This window comes from Mangrovimonas sp. DI 80 (genome assembly GCF_001975575.1).
Taxonomy (GTDB): Bacteria; Bacteroidota; Bacteroidia; order Flavobacteriales; family Flavobacteriaceae; genus Mangrovimonas_A; species Mangrovimonas_A xylaniphaga.
On record NZ_MSDT01000005.1, the window covers coordinates 175,746 to 193,426 of the forward strand.

Annotated in this window: 14 protein-coding genes; 6 read left to right on the top strand and 8 right to left on the bottom strand. The window is 35.6% G+C overall.

What is annotated here, in order from left to right:
* Positions 1–12 precede the first annotated feature (12 nt).
* From BKM32_RS10510 to BKM32_RS10520, 3 genes are read left to right on the top strand one after another with little or no spacing between them, the layout of a single operon-like run.
* Positions 13–1,869, top strand: coding sequence for a DNA topoisomerase IV subunit B (locus tag BKM32_RS10510; protein ID WP_053977919.1), 1,857 nt, complete (start codon positions 13–15; stop codon positions 1,867–1,869).
* A 7-nt stretch (positions 1,870–1,876) separates the two neighbouring features.
* Positions 1,877–2,356: a hypothetical protein gene (locus BKM32_RS10515; protein ID WP_076663760.1), complete on the top strand. Its 480-nt coding sequence runs from the start codon at positions 1,877–1,879 to the stop codon at positions 2,354–2,356.
* Between the two features lie 3 nt (positions 2,357–2,359).
* The gene (locus BKM32_RS10520) at positions 2,360–5,011 is read left to right on the top strand and encodes a DNA gyrase/topoisomerase IV subunit A (RefSeq protein WP_076663761.1); all 2,652 of its coding nucleotides are present in this window, start codon (positions 2,360–2,362) and stop codon (positions 5,009–5,011) included.
* 215 nt (positions 5,012–5,226) lie between these two features.
* Here the strand turns inward: BKM32_RS10520 and BKM32_RS10525 are convergent, their stop codons facing one another.
* From BKM32_RS10525 to BKM32_RS10535, 3 genes are read right to left on the bottom strand one after another with little or no spacing between them, the layout of a single operon-like run.
* Entirely contained in the window at positions 5,227–6,012 is a 786-nt protein-coding gene (locus tag BKM32_RS10525; RefSeq protein ID WP_076663762.1) for a TerC family protein, read from the bottom strand.
* 3 nt (positions 6,013–6,015) lie between these two features.
* On the bottom strand, positions 6,016–6,402 hold the full coding sequence (locus BKM32_RS10530; RefSeq protein ID WP_076663763.1) for a hypothetical protein: 387 nt from the start codon (positions 6,400–6,402) through the stop codon (positions 6,016–6,018).
* Positions 6,403–6,435: 33 nt separating this feature from the next.
* Positions 6,436–6,834: a helix-turn-helix transcriptional regulator gene (locus BKM32_RS10535; RefSeq protein ID WP_076663764.1), complete on the bottom strand. Its 399-nt coding sequence runs from the start codon at positions 6,832–6,834 to the stop codon at positions 6,436–6,438.
* Between the two features lie 302 nt (positions 6,835–7,136).
* Here BKM32_RS10535 and BKM32_RS10540 point away from each other — a divergent pair, with 302 nt between their 5' ends.
* Complete coding sequence (locus BKM32_RS10540; protein WP_076663765.1) at positions 7,137–8,279, top strand: M14 family zinc carboxypeptidase; 1,143 nt, start codon at positions 7,137–7,139, stop codon at positions 8,277–8,279.
* Positions 8,280–8,352: 73 nt separating this feature from the next.
* Positions 8,353–8,832 carry an Lrp/AsnC family transcriptional regulator gene (locus BKM32_RS10545; protein ID WP_053977912.1) on the top strand — a complete coding sequence of 160 codons (480 nt, stop codon included), beginning with the start codon at positions 8,353–8,355 and terminating at the stop codon, positions 8,830–8,832.
* Between the two features lie 119 nt (positions 8,833–8,951).
* Here the strand turns inward: BKM32_RS10545 and aroB are convergent, their stop codons facing one another.
* Positions 8,952–10,028: a 3-dehydroquinate synthase gene (gene aroB / locus BKM32_RS10550; protein ID WP_076663766.1), complete on the bottom strand. Its 1,077-nt coding sequence runs from the start codon at positions 10,026–10,028 to the stop codon at positions 8,952–8,954.
* 93 nt (positions 10,029–10,121) lie between these two features.
* Here aroB and BKM32_RS10555 point away from each other — a divergent pair, with 93 nt between their 5' ends.
* Positions 10,122–11,297, top strand: a complete 1,176-nt coding sequence (locus tag BKM32_RS10555) for a proline dehydrogenase family protein (protein WP_076663767.1) — start codon at positions 10,122–10,124, stop codon at positions 11,295–11,297.
* 11 nt (positions 11,298–11,308) lie between these two features.
* Here the strand turns inward: BKM32_RS10555 and BKM32_RS10560 are convergent, their stop codons facing one another.
* Genes BKM32_RS10560 through BKM32_RS10575 form a run of 4 tightly spaced genes read right to left on the bottom strand, consistent with a single transcriptional unit; the run spans position 11,309 to position 17,523 of the window.
* A complete protein-coding gene (locus tag BKM32_RS10560; protein WP_076663768.1) occupies positions 11,309–13,666 on the bottom strand; it encodes a polysaccharide biosynthesis tyrosine autokinase in 2,358 nt (785 codons plus the stop codon).
* Positions 13,667–13,684: 18 nt separating this feature from the next.
* Entirely contained in the window at positions 13,685–14,479 is a 795-nt protein-coding gene (locus BKM32_RS10565; protein ID WP_053977908.1) for a polysaccharide biosynthesis/export family protein, read from the bottom strand.
* A gap of 24 nt (positions 14,480–14,503) precedes the next feature.
* Entirely contained in the window at positions 14,504–16,402 is a 1,899-nt protein-coding gene (locus BKM32_RS10570; protein WP_076663769.1) for a nucleoside-diphosphate sugar epimerase/dehydratase, read from the bottom strand.
* A complete protein-coding gene (locus BKM32_RS10575) occupies positions 16,399–17,523 on the bottom strand; it encodes a DegT/DnrJ/EryC1/StrS aminotransferase family protein (protein ID WP_076663770.1) in 1,125 nt (374 codons plus the stop codon). Before BKM32_RS10575 ends, BKM32_RS10570 begins: the two co-directional genes overlap by 4 nt.
* Between the last annotated feature and the right edge of the window lie 158 nt (positions 17,524–17,681).

A 17,681-nucleotide genomic window follows, 5' to 3' on the forward strand; every position in this document is an offset into this window, starting at 1 on the left:
TAGGCTTGTTATATGATTGAACAAACCAATTACACCGAAGACAATATTCGCTCACTCGATTGGAAAGAACACATCAGGATGCGTCCTGGGATGTATATCGGGAAGCTTGGTGACGGTTCTTCACCAGATGATGGTATTTACATCTTATTGAAGGAAGTTTTGGATAACTCCATTGATGAGTATGTCATGGGGGCTGGAAAGACCATCGAAATTTCCATTCAAGGAAATAAGGTGATTGTACGTGACTATGGTCGTGGTATTCCTTTAGGGAAGGTTGTGGATGTTGTTTCAAAAATGAACACGGGAGGGAAGTACGATTCCCGAGCCTTTAAAAAATCGGTTGGATTAAATGGGGTTGGTACCAAGGCGGTAAATGCCTTGTCCGTTTATTTTAGGGTAGAGTCCACCAGGGATGGAAAGTCGGCTTCGGCTGAATTCCACCAAGGAAACCTTACCAATCAAGAAATGTTGGAGGATACCTCTAGACGCAAAGGAACCAAAGTGTCCTTTGTACCGGATGATACCATTTTCAAAAACTATAAGTTTAGAAGTGAGTATGTAGAGAAAATGCTCCGTAACTATGTGTATCTCAACCCAGGATTGACCATAGTTTTCAACGGTGAAAAATTCTATAGTGAAAATGGATTAAAGGATTTATTGGGAGATAACACCAATGAGTCCGATTTGGCATATCCAATCATCCATTTAAGGGGAGATGACATAGAGGTTGCGTTAACTCACAGTAAAACACAATATAGCGAAGAGTACCACTCATTCGTTAACGGGCAAAATACAACGCAAGGGGGAACACATTTAGCGGCTTTTAGAGAGGCGTTGGTGAAAACGCTTAGAGAATTCTTCGGAAAAAACTATGATGCCTCCGATGTTCGGAAATCTGTGGTATCCGCCATTTCCATTAAGGTTATGGAGCCTGTTTTTGAAAGTCAGACCAAAACCAAACTGGGATCTACTGATATGGGAGGGGATTTGCCAACGGTAAGAACCTATGTAAATGACTTTTTAAAAACACATTTAGATAATTATCTGCACAAAAATCCCGAAACTGCGGACAAGATCCAAAGAAAGATCCTTCAAGCCGAGCGTGAACGTAAGGAGCTTTCTGGAATCCGTAAATTGGCGAAGGATAGAGCTAAAAAAGCCAACCTTCACAATAAAAAGTTACGTGATTGCAGGATTCATTTTGGGGATACAAAGAATGAGCGCAATCTAGAAACCACGATATTTATAACCGAGGGGGATTCGGCATCTGGAAGTATTACAAAATCCAGGGATGTGAACACGCAGGCGGTATTCAGTTTAAAAGGGAAGCCATTAAACTGTTATGGCTTGACTAAAAAGATTGTTTACGAAAATGAAGAGTTCAACCTATTACAGGCGGCTTTAAATATTGAAGAATCACTTGAAGATTTGCGTTATAACAATATTGTAATAGCAACCGATGCCGACGTGGATGGAATGCACATTAGACTGTTGCTGATTACGTTCTTTTTACAATTTTTCCCTGAGGTAATTAAAGAGGGGCACTTGTATATTTTACAAACGCCTTTGTTTAGGGTTCGAAATAAAAAAGAAACCATCTATTGTTATTCCGATGAAGAAAGGCATTATGCCATTGATAAATTAAAACCAAAGCCAGAAATCACACGATTTAAGGGGCTTGGTGAAATCTCACCCGATGAGTTCAGGCATTTTATAGGAGAGGACATCCGTTTGGATCCTGTAATGTTGGATAAGGATAAGTCCATTGAAGAGCTTTTGGAGTTTTATATGGGAAAAAATACGCCAACCAGACAAGAATTCATCATTAACAATCTTAAGGTAGAGTTAGACGTACTGGAAGAAAAGTAGGGGATCTATGAGAACCAATAATGCTAAAGTAAAGAATGTTATCATTTCGGTATATTTTATACTGATTGTTTTGGCTATACTTTTAGCTACGGTTTTTAGCGCTTTTTCAGATGTGAGCGATAACCCATTTATCACCTTTACGTTGGTTACTGGAGGTTTTATAGTGCTTTTTTCTATTGTTTACTATATTTCCAGATATTTTGAATATGACAGCGATGGTGTAAAAGTAGTGGTCATTAATAGAGGGTTATTGTTGGCAGACTATTTTAATTACAGGGAACATAAAGCTGAATTTACTAAAGAACAGTTGGTAAGATTCCGAATCAACAATTTTATAGTTTACAAATCCTTGGCGCTTTATATAAAAGACAAGCGTGGTAACGTGAATAAGGAAAGCTTTAATATCACTTTGGTATCTCGAAGAAAACGGAAATACATCAAGCAGTCTTTGAGTAAAATGATTAAACTAAATAGAAAATCTAAATAATTAATGACAGAAGATAACGACGATTTGCTAAATAATGAACGAGACGATCAACAAGAAACCATTACCCGTGTTACGGGGATGTACAAAGATTGGTTTCTGGATTATGCCTCGTATGTAATTCTAGAACGGGCCGTGCCTGCCATAGAAGACGGCTTCAAACCCGTACAGCGAAGAATCATGCATTCCATGAAAGATTTGGATGACGGTCGTTATAATAAAGTAGCCAATATCGTTGGGCACACCATGCAGTATCATCCACACGGGGATGCCAGTATTGGAGATGCTATGGTACAAATTGGCCAAAAGGATTTATTGATTGACACCCAAGGAAACTGGGGGAATATTTTAACTGGTGATGGTGCTGCAGCTTCCCGTTATATTGAAGCCCGATTGTCTAAATTTGCTTTGGATGTAGTCTATAATCCTAAAATTACAGAATGGCAGGCTTCTTATGATGGAAGGAGAAAGGAGCCCATAAACCTTCCGGTAATGTTCCCGTTATTGTTAGCCCAGGGAGCAGAAGGTATTGCGGTAGGATTGTCTACTAAAATTTTACCACACAACTTTATCGAGCTTATCGATGCTTCCGTGAAGCATTTAAATGGGAAACGTTTCACCATTTTTCCTGACTTTCCAACAGCGGGAATTGCAGACGTCACTAACTATAATGATGGTAACCGTGGTGGACGCGTTAGGGTAAGGGCTAAAATTTCTCAATACGATAAAAATACACTGGTTATTACGGAAATACCATTCGGTACCAATACCTCTACTTTAATAGATTCTATTCTTAAAGCCAATGATAAAGGCAAGATTAAAATCAAAAAAATAGAGGATAATACAGCTGCTGAAGTTGAAATTTTGGTGCATTTACCAACAGGAATTTCTCCTGATAAAACCATTGATGCGCTATATGCATTCACTAATTGTGAAATGTCTGTTTCACCATTGGGCTGTGTTATTGAAGACAACAAACCACTCTTTATAGGGGTGTCGGAAATGTTGAGACGTTCTACAGATAATACGGTTGAATTGTTGAGACAGGATCTTCAAATCAAGTTGGAAGAATTTGAAGAGCAGTGGCACTTTGCATCTTTGGAGCGCATATTTATTGAAAACAGAATTTATCGCGATATCGAGGAAGAAGAAACTTGGGAAGGTGTTATTCAGGCAATTGACAAAGGACTGGAACCTCATGTAAAGCATTTAAAGAGAGCTGTAACCGAGGAAGATATTGTACGTTTGACAGAAATACGAATCAAACGTATTTCTAAATTCGATATTGATAAAGCACTTCAAAAAATAGAAGCTCTTGAAGGTCAAATTGCAGAAGTTAAGCATCATCTAGCCAATATTATAGACTACGCGATAGCTTATTTTGAAAGACTGAAAAAGGAGTACGGACCAGGAAAAGAACGTAAAACCGAAATCCGTGTGTTTGATGATGTAGACGCCACAAAAGTGGTGATTAGAAACACGAAGTTGTACGTTAATCGAGCAGAAGGATTTATTGGTACGTCCCTTAGAAAGGACGAATATGTTTGCGATTGTAGTGATATTGATGATATTATCGTATTCACAGCCGATGGTAAAATGATGATTACCAAGGTGGATTCCAAGACTTTTATAGGGAAGGATATCATCCATGTGGCCGTTTTCAAGAAGAAGGATAAGCGTACCATTTATAACATGATGTACCGAGATGGTAAGGGTGGCCCCACCTATGTAAAGCGCTTTAATGTTACAGCCATTACACGCGACAGGGAATATGACCTTACCAACGGCGCAAAAAATTCTGCAGTGTTATATTTTTCGGCCAATCCAAATGGGGAAGCTGAAGTGGTAACGGTGTTGTTACGTCAAGTGGGCAGTATCAAGAAATTGAAATGGGATTTGGATTTTGCCGAAATCCTGATAAAAGGGCGTGCTTCCAAAGGTAATTTGGTTACCAAATATTCTGTGAAGCGTATCGAACTGAAAGAGAAAGGGGTGTCTACTTTGAAGCCTAGAAAAATTTGGTTTGATGACGCTGTACAACGTTTAAATGTTGACGGTAGAGGCGAGTTACTAGGGGAATTTAGAGGCGAGGATCGCATCTTGATCATTAATCAAGCAGGTGTAGCCAAAACCATTACTCCTGAATTGACAGCGCATTTTGGAAATGACATGGTTGTCATGGAAAAATGGATTCCTAAAAAACCAATTTCCGCCATCTATTACAATGGTGAAAAGGAACTGTATTATGTGAAGCGATTTTTTATTGAAAATGAAAGTAGGGAAGAAAGCTTTATTCCGGACCATCCAAATTCACAACTTGAAATAGTTTCTACCGATTGGAAACCTATGGCTGAAGTGGAATTCACTAAGGAGCGGGGTAAAGACAGAAAAGAGAATCTCTTGGTGAACCTTGAAGAATTTATTGGTGTAAAAGGAATTTCGGCTCTTGGAAATCAGTTGACCAAATACAAAGTCAACCAAATAAGCTTGTTGGATCCTTTGCCTTATGAAGCTCCGGAAGAAGTTCATGCCGATGATTTGGAAGTGGTAGACGAAACTGATGTTACAGAAAAAAATGAAGCTTCCGAAGAAAATGTTTCTCAACAAGACAATTCAGAATTAGAGGATGATGATCAAGGGCAAACTACCTTGTTCTAATTTCTACAGCAAATAAATTTTAAAAGGTCAAATCAATTTTTAGGATTTGACCTTTTTTTTGCACGAAAAATCAAGATTTATCTTCATCGCTATATTTTGCGTATTCAGTACATCGGTAAGGAAAAAATTAAATACGGAAATTATGAGCAAGTAGGAAAATTTGCTCATTTTGATTTTTTAAGGTGATTTTTATTTGAAGTGAAATTATTTTGGACTTACCTTTTTTTGGAAGTTTTAAAATTCAATAATTCCACGAAAAGTGAAAAGGCGATTGCAAAATATAAATACCCTTTTGGAATAGCACCAATGGTTTGGTCAAAAATAGAGGTGTGCGATAAATGCGCCGCTTCGGTGATTAGCATAAAACCGATAAGGATAAGAAATGCCAATCCCAAAACTTGCATACTGGGGTGGTTGTCTATAAATCTTCTTACGGGATTTACAAAAGCAATCATAATTCCGATGGAAATTACCACTGCAATAATCATCAATATTAAAGCATAATTATGGTTGGGGTGTAGGCCGTTGGTCATTCCAACTGCCGTAAGGATTGAATCGATGGAAAAAATAAAATCAATAATCAATATTTGAACAAGGGCTTGAGCCAGTGATTTTATTTTTTTTGACTTTACGGAGTGTTCATCATGGGTAGGATTCTCAACTTTTTCTCGAATTTCAGAAGTGCTTTTGTAAATTAAAAACAGGCCTCCAGAGAACAAAATTATGGCTTGCCAACTGATGCCAATGTGCAGCCAAGAGGTATCAATGGTGTAAAAAGGATCGTCCAAACCAATTAAAAACGACACAAAAAACAATAATATAATACGCTGAAACATAGCCAAGAGAAGCCCTATAGTAGTTGCTTTTGAGCGTTGCGTTTCAGGGAGTTTGTTGGCGGCTATGGATATGAATACAATGTTGTCAATACCAAGGATGACCTCAAGAAATGTGAGGGTGAGTAGTGCCATAATAGCTTCCCCGGACAACAAAAATTCAAGCATGGACTAATCTACTTTTTTGGCAGTGCCTTTAACGACTCTGTTGGGGCGGTTGCTTTCCTTTACGGCATATTTATATTCAAAGGTATACGTGTCTTCAGTAGTACTGATGATTTTCATGTGAATGGCCCTTTTTTCCTGATTGGATTTAGGGTTTAAGTTGGTTAAGATGAACTCACAATCATTGATCCATCGTACGGAAGAAGAATCTATTTTTCCATCAAAATAATCAATGCTGTAAGCTTCGGTACGTACAAATTTCCCTGTTTTCTTAATGCCATCTTCTAGGTAATTAAATTGAAAAGTACCTGTTTTATAGTCGGCGCAATTGCGATCTATATTAAAGCAGCTGGTCAATATCAAACATCCAAAAAGGGCACAAATTATCTTCATCGTTATAGTTTGAAGCAAAATTAAGAAAGAATTTTATTCTTTTTGGTATTCTTTAAAAGTTCCATCAGTGTAAAAAATGACGATGCGTTCAATAGCCTTGTCAAGGGGCTTTTCTAAGGTGGAAGGGGGAAGTTTTGGAGCTTGTTTTAGTGGTTCTTCACGCTCAACAATAGGAAGGGACGTTTGCCCAGAAAAGACTTCGCTACCAGCAGGAAAAGTTCCTTTTCCATTCAATAGCCAATACAATTCTACTTCAGGAAAAGCCTGAAGTATTTTAAGAACAAAGTCCAAACTAGGCTTGTTTCTTCCTGAGAGGATATGGGAGATACTAGAGCGTTGTACTCCCATCTTTTCAGCAAAAGAAGAGGCGCTTTCACTATAGTAATCCATCACTTTTTGTAGTCGTTTAACAAAGTCATCGTTGTTTATCATTGTAAACAAGGTGTTAGTTGAATTGTTGTTACAAATGTAAAACAATATTGGTTACATTGGTAAAATATCTGAAAAATAGTTCAATATTATCTTAATTTCAGCTTTAAGTAACTATAATTAAATATCTAGAAAACAAGTGTTTAAGTTTTGTTCGATATGTGCATTGAATTATTCGTAACACCGACTAATAAACAGCTTTTTAGCTCTTATTAAACTGTTACAAACGTATACCGACTACCTTGATTTTATTGTTTACAGTTGTAAATGTCTCTTTGTTTACCTTTGTAACTTAAAATTTCACAATGACTATAGACAGCCTATCTCGAGACTATGATTTGATTTGCGAAAAATCACTTCAGCATAGATACATTACCAATATTTCAATAGAGCCCATGCTTAAACAGCTGCCTTCACTTTTTAAGGTGGATGTTATCGGTACTTCTGTTAAAGGACAAAACATATATTCCATAACATTTGGTAATGGGCCTAAAAAACTTCTTTTATGGTCTCAAATGCACGGAAACGAGAGTACGACCACTAAGGCTCTTTTTGACGTATTTAACTTCTTTAAACAGCCTTCGGAAATTAGTAGACAATTACAGGAGAATTGTACATATAAAGTAATTGCTATTCTAAGTCCGGATGGCGCTGAAGCCTACACAAGGGTAAATGCGAACGAAGTAGATCTTAACAGGGATGCCCAAAACCAAACACAACCAGAAAGTAAGGTGCTTAAAAACTGTTTTGAAGGGTTTCAACCGGATTATTGCTATAATTTGCATGGACAACGTACCATATTTAGTGCAGGAGCTAGCGATAATTCTGCCATAGTGTCTTTTTTATCGCCATCTCAGGATGAGGAGCGTTCGTTAACATCCAATAGAAAGGTCGCTATGGAGATTATAGCTGAGATGAACAAACACTTACAAACCGTTATCCCAAATCAAGTGGGGATATATGACGATAGTTTTAATATTAACTGTGTAGGGGATACGTTTCAGCATTTGGGAGTGCCTACCATATTATTTGAGGCAGGTCATTATCCTGATGATTATGCAAGAGAGGAGACCAGAAAGCTTATTTACTATGCTTTAATACTGTCTTTTCAATATATCGCTAATAATGATATAAAAGGTGATAATTATGAGCCATATTTCACGATTCCGGAAAATCAAAAACTCTTTCATGACATCATTATAAGAGATGCTTTAGTGAATGGGAAAATTTGTGATGTTTGTGTGCAGTATGAAGAGCGGCTCGAAGGATTAAGTGTTAAATTTACACCTAAAATTGAGCGCTTTTCGAAACAAGGGGAATTGCATGCTCATAAAGCTTATAACGCCAACAAACAGAGGGTGTTAACTGCTGAAAACACAGAGCTCCAGGAGGGTAGCGAAATCGATTTCGTTTTCATTGAAAATCATAAAATATCATTAATAATGTAAAAAAAATGTGATATACTGTATTATCTTCAAAGAAAATCTATTATTTTTGTTTTAAATTTAACAGAACTTAAATATGGCTAAATTCAAATTAGACGAAATCGATCACCAAATTTTGGATATGTTGATCGATAATACTAGGATTCCCTTTACAGACATTGCAAAAAAATTGGTTATTTCCGCAGGAACTGTTCACGTGAGAGTTAAAAAAATGGAGGAAGCAGGGATTATCCAAGGGTCTTCATTAACATTGGATTACAAAAAGCTAGGATACTCCTTTATTGCATATGTTGGGGTTTTCCTTCAAAACACTTCACAAACAAAATTTGTTTTGGAGCGTATCAACCAAATTCCATATGTAACTGTAGCGCATATTACAACTGGTAAGTTTAATATTTTCTGTAAAATTAGAGCTAAAAACACAGACCATGCCAAGGATGTTATTTTTATGCTGGATGATATAGATGGTGTTTACAGAACAGAAACGATGATTTCTTTGGAAGAAAGTATCAACGACAAAAAGCGTTTAATGCATACAATCTTTAATGAATTGTAATAGATAAATAACGTTACGTTTTTCAAAAAGGGCTATTAATGTAATAGTCCTTTTTTTATAGAATAAAGAAGTATTATTCTGGGTAATGAAAATTATCACTGTGAAATCATAAAGGCTCGTTACTTATAACAACTTTTATAATATTCGAAAGCTTTTATGATGAGTTGGTTATCAACAATACAATCGATTTTAGGTATGCCTATAGTTTCTAAAAGCACAAAGTTGATATTGCCGTGCTCATTCTTTTTGTCGTATTTTAAAAGCTCTATAATACTTTCAAAATCGGCTTCTTCAATCTCTACATATTCATAGATTTTACTAATTACGTTTTGAATTTCTTCTAGATCTTTTTTGGACAATCCTGTAAGTTCAGATGAAATATAACATTCCAAAATCATCCCAACTGCAACCGCTTCACCGTGTAGTAATTCAGGTTTTTCAGGATGGTTCAAGAAATACGATTCAATGGAATGGCCTAACGTGTGCCCGAAATTTAAAGTTTTTCGCACATTGTTTTCAAAGGGATCCTTTTCTACAATATCGTTTTTAATAAGAACCGATTCGTAAATTAAATCGTCTAGGTCGTGCAATGTTAGATGGGCAAGATCTTTCATTTTATCCCAATAGGCCCTGTTATAAATAAGCCCATGTTTCAACATTTCTGCCAAACCAGATTTTAGTTGGTTTTGGGGAAGTGTATTGATAAAGGAAGTGTCTATCAGCACCATTTCCCCCGAACTAATTACTCCAATCTGATTTTTTAAGGCCCCAAGGTCTACTCCAGTTTTACCTCCAACAGAAGCATCTACCATGGCCAAAAGGGTAGTGGGGATATTAATGTACTTAATCCCTCTTTTAAAAGTGCACGCCACAAAACCTCCCAAATCTGTTACAACACCGCCACCAAGATTTAGTAGTAAACTTTTTCTATCAGCCCCCAATTCCGAAAGCACGTTCCAAACTCCAGAACAGGTTTCAATGGTTTTGTGTTGTTCTCCAGGTTCAATTTCAATAATCTCAATTTCTACATCTGTTTCAACTTTTGGTAAGAACTGAGAGAGGCACAATCCGTGGGTATTTGAATCTACCAGCACAAAAATTTTCGAGAACCTATTTTTCGATAAATAATGATTTAATTCTGTATAAGCTTCGTCATTAAAGTGAACTTTGGAAGATGTTGATATAATGGATTTCATTGTGCAAAAAAAGTTAATAATATAGTGTGAAAATAAGCAGTTTTTAGGATAAAATTAGGGGATGAATAAATATATTTGCATTATTTTTTTCAAATGACAACAAAACAATTATTTGACAACACAAAAGTTGCTTTTGAGTTAAAAAGTGACTCTGAATTAGAACGTGCCTATTTTTTGTTTAAAATGATTTCCCATGAGCCTTTGGTGAGGATCGGGACTGCGGCAACTAACTTCGCTTTGAAGGCGCATTTACCGGTTGAAGGATTGATAAGGGCAACTGTTTTTGATCATTTTTGTGGAGGTGTAAATGAAGAAGATTGTTTGAATGTCATTGACAAGATGTATAGCAAAGGAGTGTGCTCTGTTTTGGATTTTTCTGTGGAAGGAAAAGAAACCGAAGCCCATTTCGACGGAGCTATGGAAACCACTTTGAAAATCATCCGCTTTGCAGATGAAAGGAAGGCAATGCCAATTGCTGTTTTTAAACCAACAGGATTTGGAAGATTTCATTTATATCAAAAACTGGGAGAAGGAAAAACACTTACGGATTCTGAACAAAAGGAGTGGGACCGTGTTGTAGAACGTTTCGATACCGTATGTAAACTGGCGAAAGAAAGGGATGTTGAGATTTTGATAGATGCAGAAGAAAGCTGGATGCAAAATGCAGCAGATGTCTTGGTTGAAGAAATGATGCGTCGCTACAATACAGAAAAACCTATAGTTTACAATACGCTTCAGACTTACCGATGGGATCGCTTAGACTACCTCAAATCATTACACCATCATGCCCAAAAAGATGGATTTAAAATTGGTGTAAAGATTGTAAGAGGAGCCTATATGGAAAAGGAGCGAGAGAGAGCAGAAGATAAAGGGTATCCATCACCAATTTGTGAAACTAAAGAGTTAACAGATAAAACCTTTAATGATACCTTGACGTATTGTCTGGAAAATTTAAATGATATCGCTGTGTTTATAGGTACCCATAATGAATATAGTTGCTACTTAGCTATGGATCTTATGGACCAGTATAAGATTGAAAGAGATGACAATCGTGTATGGTTTGGACAACTTTACGGAATGAGTGATCACATTAGCTTCAATCTTGCCAAAGAAGGTTATAACGTTGCTAAATACGTGCCATTTGGTCCTGTTAAAGATGTTATGCCATATTTAATCAGGAGGGCAGAGGAGAACACTTCTGTAGCAGGGCAAACCACTAGGGAGCTCAATTTGTTATCAAAAGAGCGTTCAAGAAGAAAATTAGAGTAGTTTATAAAGAATTATTTCTTGAAATTATACCATTTCTTTTTATTTGGATTTTTCCCGTAGCCATAACCATAGCCGTAACCTTTTTTGGAAGTGGTGCCATTTAATACAGCTGTCATATTTGGCAACCTATTTTCTTGATATAATGTTTCAGCAATGTGAAGTTGTCTTCGGTCAACATTATTTGCACTTACGACAAAAAGGAATAAGTCTGCAAACTCACTAATGAGCTGAACATCAGTAACTAGTCCAACTGCAGCTGTATCAACTACAATGTAGTCATAATTCTTTTTGACTTCCTTGAATAGCTGTTCAATACGTTGATTCATTAACAATTCCGCGGGGTTAGGAGGGATAGTTCCTGACGGAATTATAAATAAGTTTTCGTTTGATTTTACAGGAGTAATTACGTCTTGCAATGTTAAATTTTCGTCACTAATAAAATCTGTTAAGCCTTGTTTGGAATTAATGTTAAGGTAGTCATACATCTTTGGAACACGAATATCTGTTTCGATAATGAGTACTTTTTTATTAGAATAGGATAGGGTTAAAGCTAAATTCACAGAGGTATGAGATTTGCCTTCTTGACTTGTAGTCGAAGTTACAAAAATAGTTTTCCCTTTTTCTTTTTTGTTTTTAAGTAAGAAGTTAATATTTGTTCTCAATATTCTGAATGACTCTGCTTTTGGGGAGTAATCAACTTTTTTAATTAATTTATTGGTTGATCCCAGGGATTTTGGGATATCACCAATGTATGGAATGCTTAAAAAACGTTGGAGTTCATTCTTATTGTGAATTTTTGTATCCAATAAATCTTTGGTATATATATAGCTGATAGGAAGTACTAAGCCTAAAATAAAGAATCCTAAATAGGTGATTAGTGGGTTTGGAGCCACTGGTTTGTAAGAGGAATAAGCTTTATCTATTGTTTTAGCCTTAGGGGAATACATGCCAAATCTTATTGCAGATTCTTCCCTTTTCTGTAGCAAATAGAGATATAAAGATTCTTTAATGTCTTGTTGACGTTTTATGTCTCTGAATTCTCGTTGTTTTGTTGGGGCCTGGTAAAGTTGACCTCGAATTCTGGATTCTTCCTCATTTAAACTTTTTAAAGTTAACATACTAGTTTCCTTCATATTGTCTAATGACTTTTGAAGGTTTAGCTTTAATGCTGCAATTTGATTATTTAAATTAATAACTACTGGATTCTTCTCGCTTGAATTGTTTAAGATTCTATCTCGTTGCGCTACTAATTCGTTATGGTTTTTTGTAATAAGTGCAATGTTGGAATCTTCAATCCCGATGTTGAGTGGTAGAAGATCTGTACTTCTGTTTTGGTCTTTAAGTTCTTCTTGAAGATATGTTATAAGCTGTATTTTATTAGTTGTATTTAAAATTTCAGTACCCGTTTGTTTTTCACTGTTAAGGAATATATCTGCTTGGGAATTTAGGGCGGTAAGTTCCTTTTCTTTTTGGAGTTGTTCTGCGGTGAAATCGACAACTTCTAATTCTTGGGCAACAGATTCAAGTCTTTTGGTAATGAAATCAGCGGAAATCTTAACCATTTCTTCCTTATCAGAAAGAACATCCAGATTATATTCCGTGATAAGTTCGTTTAGTACATCAATAGCCTTTTGAGGAACAGTTTCCAATAGTTCCAATTTGATAACACTAGACCCAGTTTCTGTGGATATTTGAATATTGTTTTTGTAAAGGTCGGCAATGGTGCTTACAGGTTTTATAGCTATTTTTAGATAGCTGTCTATTTTTGTTTTATTGGGTTCGATATTGGGAACTATGACTAAGTCTCCAAATCCAGTTTTTATTCGATCCCCAAAAGCTAAAACTTCATCTTCTGTTTCGTCTGAACCAACAAAGGGCCTCCCTTCGTCTTTTAAAAGCAGGTATTCTGTTGGAGATTTAATTTTTATGTATAATGTAGTATCAATACTATTTATAACAGAATCATGCTCAAAAAAATTAATTTTGATTGGGGGTGTGGGATATAATTCTTTTTCTTTTATTGTACCCTCTTCAAAATAGCGAATATTTAAATCAAGATTTTTAACAACATTTTCAATTAAAGAAATGGATTTTAGAATTTCTATTTCATCTGTTATTTTATTTGTTCCTTCTGCAAATAATCCCTTGTTGGATATTTCTTCAATGCTGGGTAATTTTGTTGATTGATCTTCATCCTTAATTTTAATTGTGGCGTTTGCTTTATATTTAAAGGTGGAATAGCGTAAATATGTATAGCCCATAAAAATAGAAAACAGTAATGAAAGGATTATTAATTTCCAATGAGACGTGAAAATTTCCACATATTCTCTTAAATCATTACTAGAGCTAGATCTTATTTCAGTTTTCATGGGAGATTGGTATAGCTTTTATTTTACTACAAATATCGCTGTAATTGTGGCTAGAGTTGAGATAGCTGAAATGATTACAGCTGTATTGGGGTTGTACGTTGAGGCGTTTCTCCTTGCTCGATTGGGTTCCACAATTAATACGTCATTTTGTGCCATATAATATAATTGGGAATTAACCAGATTAACAGAGGTTAGATCTAGTCTAGCAAATCTTTTTTCTCCTCCATTTTCTCTAATCAAAAAAATATTGGTTCTTTTTCCATTATTTGTAAGGTCACCTGCGAGTCCTAAAGCTTCACTAACTGAAATTCTTTCATCTTGAATGGTAAATGTTCCTGGGTTTTTCACTTCTCCTAAAACAGTTATAGTAAAGTTCGCCAATCTAATGTTGACAATAGGATCCTTAATATATTCTGAAAGTTTTTTCTTTAGATGAGAAGTAGCTTGAGTTCTGGTAAGCCCACCAAGTTTAACAGTACCGAGTACAGGAAATTCAATATTCCCATTGGAATCAATAAGGTAAGTTTGCATTTTTAATTCCCCCCTAGCATCTATTACCGATGTGGAGTAGGAGGTAACAGGTAGGTTGAATGGTCTTGCAGCATCGGGATCCAAAGCAGAAACATCAATCGTTAAGAGGTCATCAGTGCTGTAAACCAAATCAGTATTAACAAGGCTTATGTCCTTTTTTTGTAACGGTTCGTCCTGAAAATAAACAAAATCTTTTCTACTTGCGCATGAAACAACAATGGATGAGGCAATAAGAAGTGTTTTAATTTTGTTGGTTTGAAAATTGAATATTGTTATGTTCATAAGCAAAAAATAGGGACTTTAAGATTATTTTTTTATATCCAACACTTCAAATTTGGAATTGTTAGAAAGATATTCAGGAATAATTTCTTTTATATGAGAAACAATTTCCAAATTATGAATTTTGGCATAAATGTTACATAAGATAATAATTTTTTCGACAACATCTTGATTTTCTATTGGTTTATTAAGGGCTATCATTATTTTTTCATGGTAGGTAGGTCTTGTTTTTTCATCATCAGCAAGAAGTTCTTCGTATATTTTTTCTCCTGGTCTTAGGCCGGTAATTTTTATATTGATATCCTCAGGGTAGCGAAGCCCTGATAAAGCAATCATATTTTTTGCCAATTCAAATATTTTTACAGATGATCCCATGTCAAAAACAAAAATTTCACCTCCATTCCCCATGGTTGCAGCTTCCAATACCAAATGACAGGCCTCGGAAATAGTCATGAAGTATCTAGTGATTTCCTTGTGGGTTACTGTTAATGGTCCACCTTCTTCGATTTGTTTCTTAAATAAAGGAATTACGGAGCCGTTAGAGCCTAGTACGTTTCCAAACCGAGTAGTAATGAACTTGGTGTTACCTGCCCCATTTTGTAAGCAGTTGATATATAATTCGGCTACACGCTTAGTCGCTCCCATTACATTTGTAGGGTTCACTGCTTTGTCTGTTGAGATTAAAACAAATTTAGATACAGCATGTTTAACTGCAAGGTTAGCGATATTTTTTGTGCCAACGATGTTCACGCCTACAGCTTCATAAGGATTGTTTTCCATTAAGGGGACATGCTTGTAGGCAGCGGCATGAAAAATAATTTTAGGCTTCGTTTGGTCCATTATCTGGTCCATTCTGCTTTCATCTCTCACATCCGCTACAATGGCTGTAAAATTTGAATTTCCTTTTCTAAGGAGTTCCTGCTGTATTTCATAAAGTGCCGATTCAGCAATGTCAACCAATATTAGTTTTTTGTAGTCATATTGAGTGATTTTCCTCGCAATTTCGCTTCCAATAGAGCCGGCAGCACCTGTAATCATTATGATTTCACCATTATACTGGGCTTCCAATCTTGGATTTATAATGGAAATGGGTTCACGCCCTAGAAGATCTTCAATTTTAATATCCTTTATTTGACCAGGGCTTAAATCTCCATCAATCCATTGTTGTACTGGGGGCACAATTTTCACCTTTAACTTCAATTCCAGCAAGTGGCCAGTAATATTCATGAGTCGTGTAGGGTCAATATTCTGAATAGAAACAATTACCTCATGTACTTTGTTCTTTGAAATAAACTCTGAAGTTATTTTTCTTAAAGGGTATACATTGAGAAGATCAATCTTTTTACCTATTTTACTTTCATTGTCATCAATGAATCCAATAACATAATGATTTGTTTTAGGGTCATTTGTTAAGGCGTCATAGGTAATCATTCCTGAGCTTCCGGCCCCGTAAATCAATATGTTGGTAATAGGCTTTAAATCTTGGATAATACTATTATAAGTAGATTTCACGGTTAGTTTCGCACCTATTAAAAATAGAATATTTAGAAGCAAGTGAATATATATAATAGCCCCAGAGATATTAAACAGGCTGTCTTCAGTATCATATTTTCGGCTAATAAAGGTGCAACAAATGAGTATGGTTGCTAGAATATTTGCACCTATAATTAGATTAATAATATCTTTAAAACCAGTAAATCTTACAACACCTTTGTAAGAGCCAACAGCCACAAAACTGATACACGCAGCTAGAGCTACGAAAGGAACCTGTTTCAGAAATAATAAAAAATTGAAATCAAGTTTTAAATTGAATCGAATAAGGTAGGCTAAAAAAAAGGTAAAAATAACTACTACTAAATCAAATAGAAGCACTAGCCATTTAGAAGCATATTTTTTAGATATATTATTTAGAAAACCTTTCATCATACTGCAAAATACATTTTTATTACGGAATAAACTCTATTCAGCTCGTTTTCAGTAAGATTTGATCCACTGGGCAAACACAATCCTCGATCAAACAAATCATCGGAAACACCATTTAAATAAGTGTTGTTATTCTTGAATATAGGTTGCTGGTGCATTGGCTTCCAAAGAGGTCTTGATTCAATATTTTGCTCAGATAAAAGCAATCTGAGTTCTTCTCTAATTTTCGAAGAAGGTAGGAGTATGCATGATAGCCATCTGTTGGAAAACATATTTTCAGGTTCCTTTAAAAATTCAATCGAATCAATAGTTCCTAAAGTTTCTCTATAAAAGTTAAAATTTGCTCTTCGTTTTGAGATATGATTTTCTAATATAGTCATTTGTCCCCGGCCAATTCCCGCAACAATATTGGACATTCTGTAATTATAACCTATTTGGGAATGCAAATAGGCTGGGGAATCATCCTTAGCCTGTGTAGCGAGAAATATCGCTTTATCCCTGATGGATTTATCGGTCGTAACCAAAGCACCACCTCCAGACGTTGTAATTATTTTGTTGCCATTAAAGGATAAGACTCCAATATTACCAAAGGTACCGCAGTGCTGTTCCTTAAATTTGCTTCCCAAGGCTTCTGCACTATCTTCAATAATTGGAATATTATACTTGTTTGATAAAGATTTAATTTCTTCAACTTTATAGGGCATTCCATAAAGATGCACTGCTATAATCGCTTTTGGCTTTTTGCCTTTTGAAATTCGATCTTCTATGGCAATTTCCAATTGTTCAGGACAAATATTCCAAGTATCTCGTTCACTATCCACAAAAATTGGAGTAGCACCCTGATAGATAATTGGGTTGGCGGAAGCTGCAAATGTCATACTTTGACAGATTACTTCATCACCATGGGTAATACCGAGTAAAATTAGGCTTAAGTGCAGAGCTGAAGTTCCAGAGGCCAATGCTGCCACATGAACATTTTGCTTAAGATAGGTTTTTAAGTCACTTTCAAAGCCTATAACATTTGGGCCTAATGGAGCAATCCAATTTTCTTCAAAAGCTTTTTGAATGAATAATTGTTCTTTACCACTCATATGTGGAGAAGATAACCATATTTTTGAATTCATCGGTAAATTTTGAAAGGTAATCAAATGTCGCAATCTTTATGTGATTGAGACAAAAATTAAAACATTATAATAGCTGGATAAATTTATGTAAATATTTGCATTAATTGAAATATAATCAGATTATTACAAAGAAGTGTTAAAGTTTGTAAAAGAATGAG

What these genes read in the sequence shown, in the direction of transcription:
- BKM32_RS10560 (WP_076663768.1), bottom strand. Translation starts at nt 13,666, where the DNA reads ATGAAAACTGAAATAAGATCTAGCTCTAGTAATGATTTAAGAGAATAT.
- aroB (WP_076663766.1), bottom strand. Translation starts at nt 10,028, where the DNA reads ATGAAATCCATTATATCAACATCTTCCAAAGTTCACTTTAATGACGAA.
- BKM32_RS10515 (WP_076663760.1), top strand. Translation starts at nt 1,877, where the DNA reads ATGAGAACCAATAATGCTAAAGTAAAGAATGTTATCATTTCGGTATAT.
- BKM32_RS10535 (WP_076663764.1), bottom strand. Translation starts at nt 6,834, where the DNA reads ATGATAAACAACGATGACTTTGTTAAACGACTACAAAAAGTGATGGAT.
- BKM32_RS10555 (WP_076663767.1), top strand. Translation starts at nt 10,122, where the DNA reads ATGACAACAAAACAATTATTTGACAACACAAAAGTTGCTTTTGAGTTA.
- BKM32_RS10575 (WP_076663770.1), bottom strand. Translation starts at nt 17,523, where the DNA reads ATGAATTCAAAAATATGGTTATCTTCTCCACATATGAGTGGTAAAGAA.
- BKM32_RS10525 (WP_076663762.1), bottom strand. Translation starts at nt 6,012, where the DNA reads ATGCTTGAATTTTTGTTGTCCGGGGAAGCTATTATGGCACTACTCACC.
- BKM32_RS10530 (WP_076663763.1), bottom strand. Translation starts at nt 6,402, where the DNA reads ATGAAGATAATTTGTGCCCTTTTTGGATGTTTGATATTGACCAGCTGC.
- BKM32_RS10540 (WP_076663765.1), top strand. Translation starts at nt 7,137, where the DNA reads ATGACTATAGACAGCCTATCTCGAGACTATGATTTGATTTGCGAAAAA.
- BKM32_RS10510 (WP_053977919.1), top strand. Translation starts at nt 13, where the DNA reads ATGATTGAACAAACCAATTACACCGAAGACAATATTCGCTCACTCGAT.
- BKM32_RS10570 (WP_076663769.1), bottom strand. Translation starts at nt 16,402, where the DNA reads ATGATGAAAGGTTTTCTAAATAATATATCTAAAAAATATGCTTCTAAA.
- BKM32_RS10565 (WP_053977908.1), bottom strand. Translation starts at nt 14,479, where the DNA reads ATGAACATAACAATATTCAATTTTCAAACCAACAAAATTAAAACACTT.
- BKM32_RS10545 (WP_053977912.1), top strand. Translation starts at nt 8,353, where the DNA reads ATGGCTAAATTCAAATTAGACGAAATCGATCACCAAATTTTGGATATG.
- BKM32_RS10520 (WP_076663761.1), top strand. Translation starts at nt 2,360, where the DNA reads ATGACAGAAGATAACGACGATTTGCTAAATAATGAACGAGACGATCAA.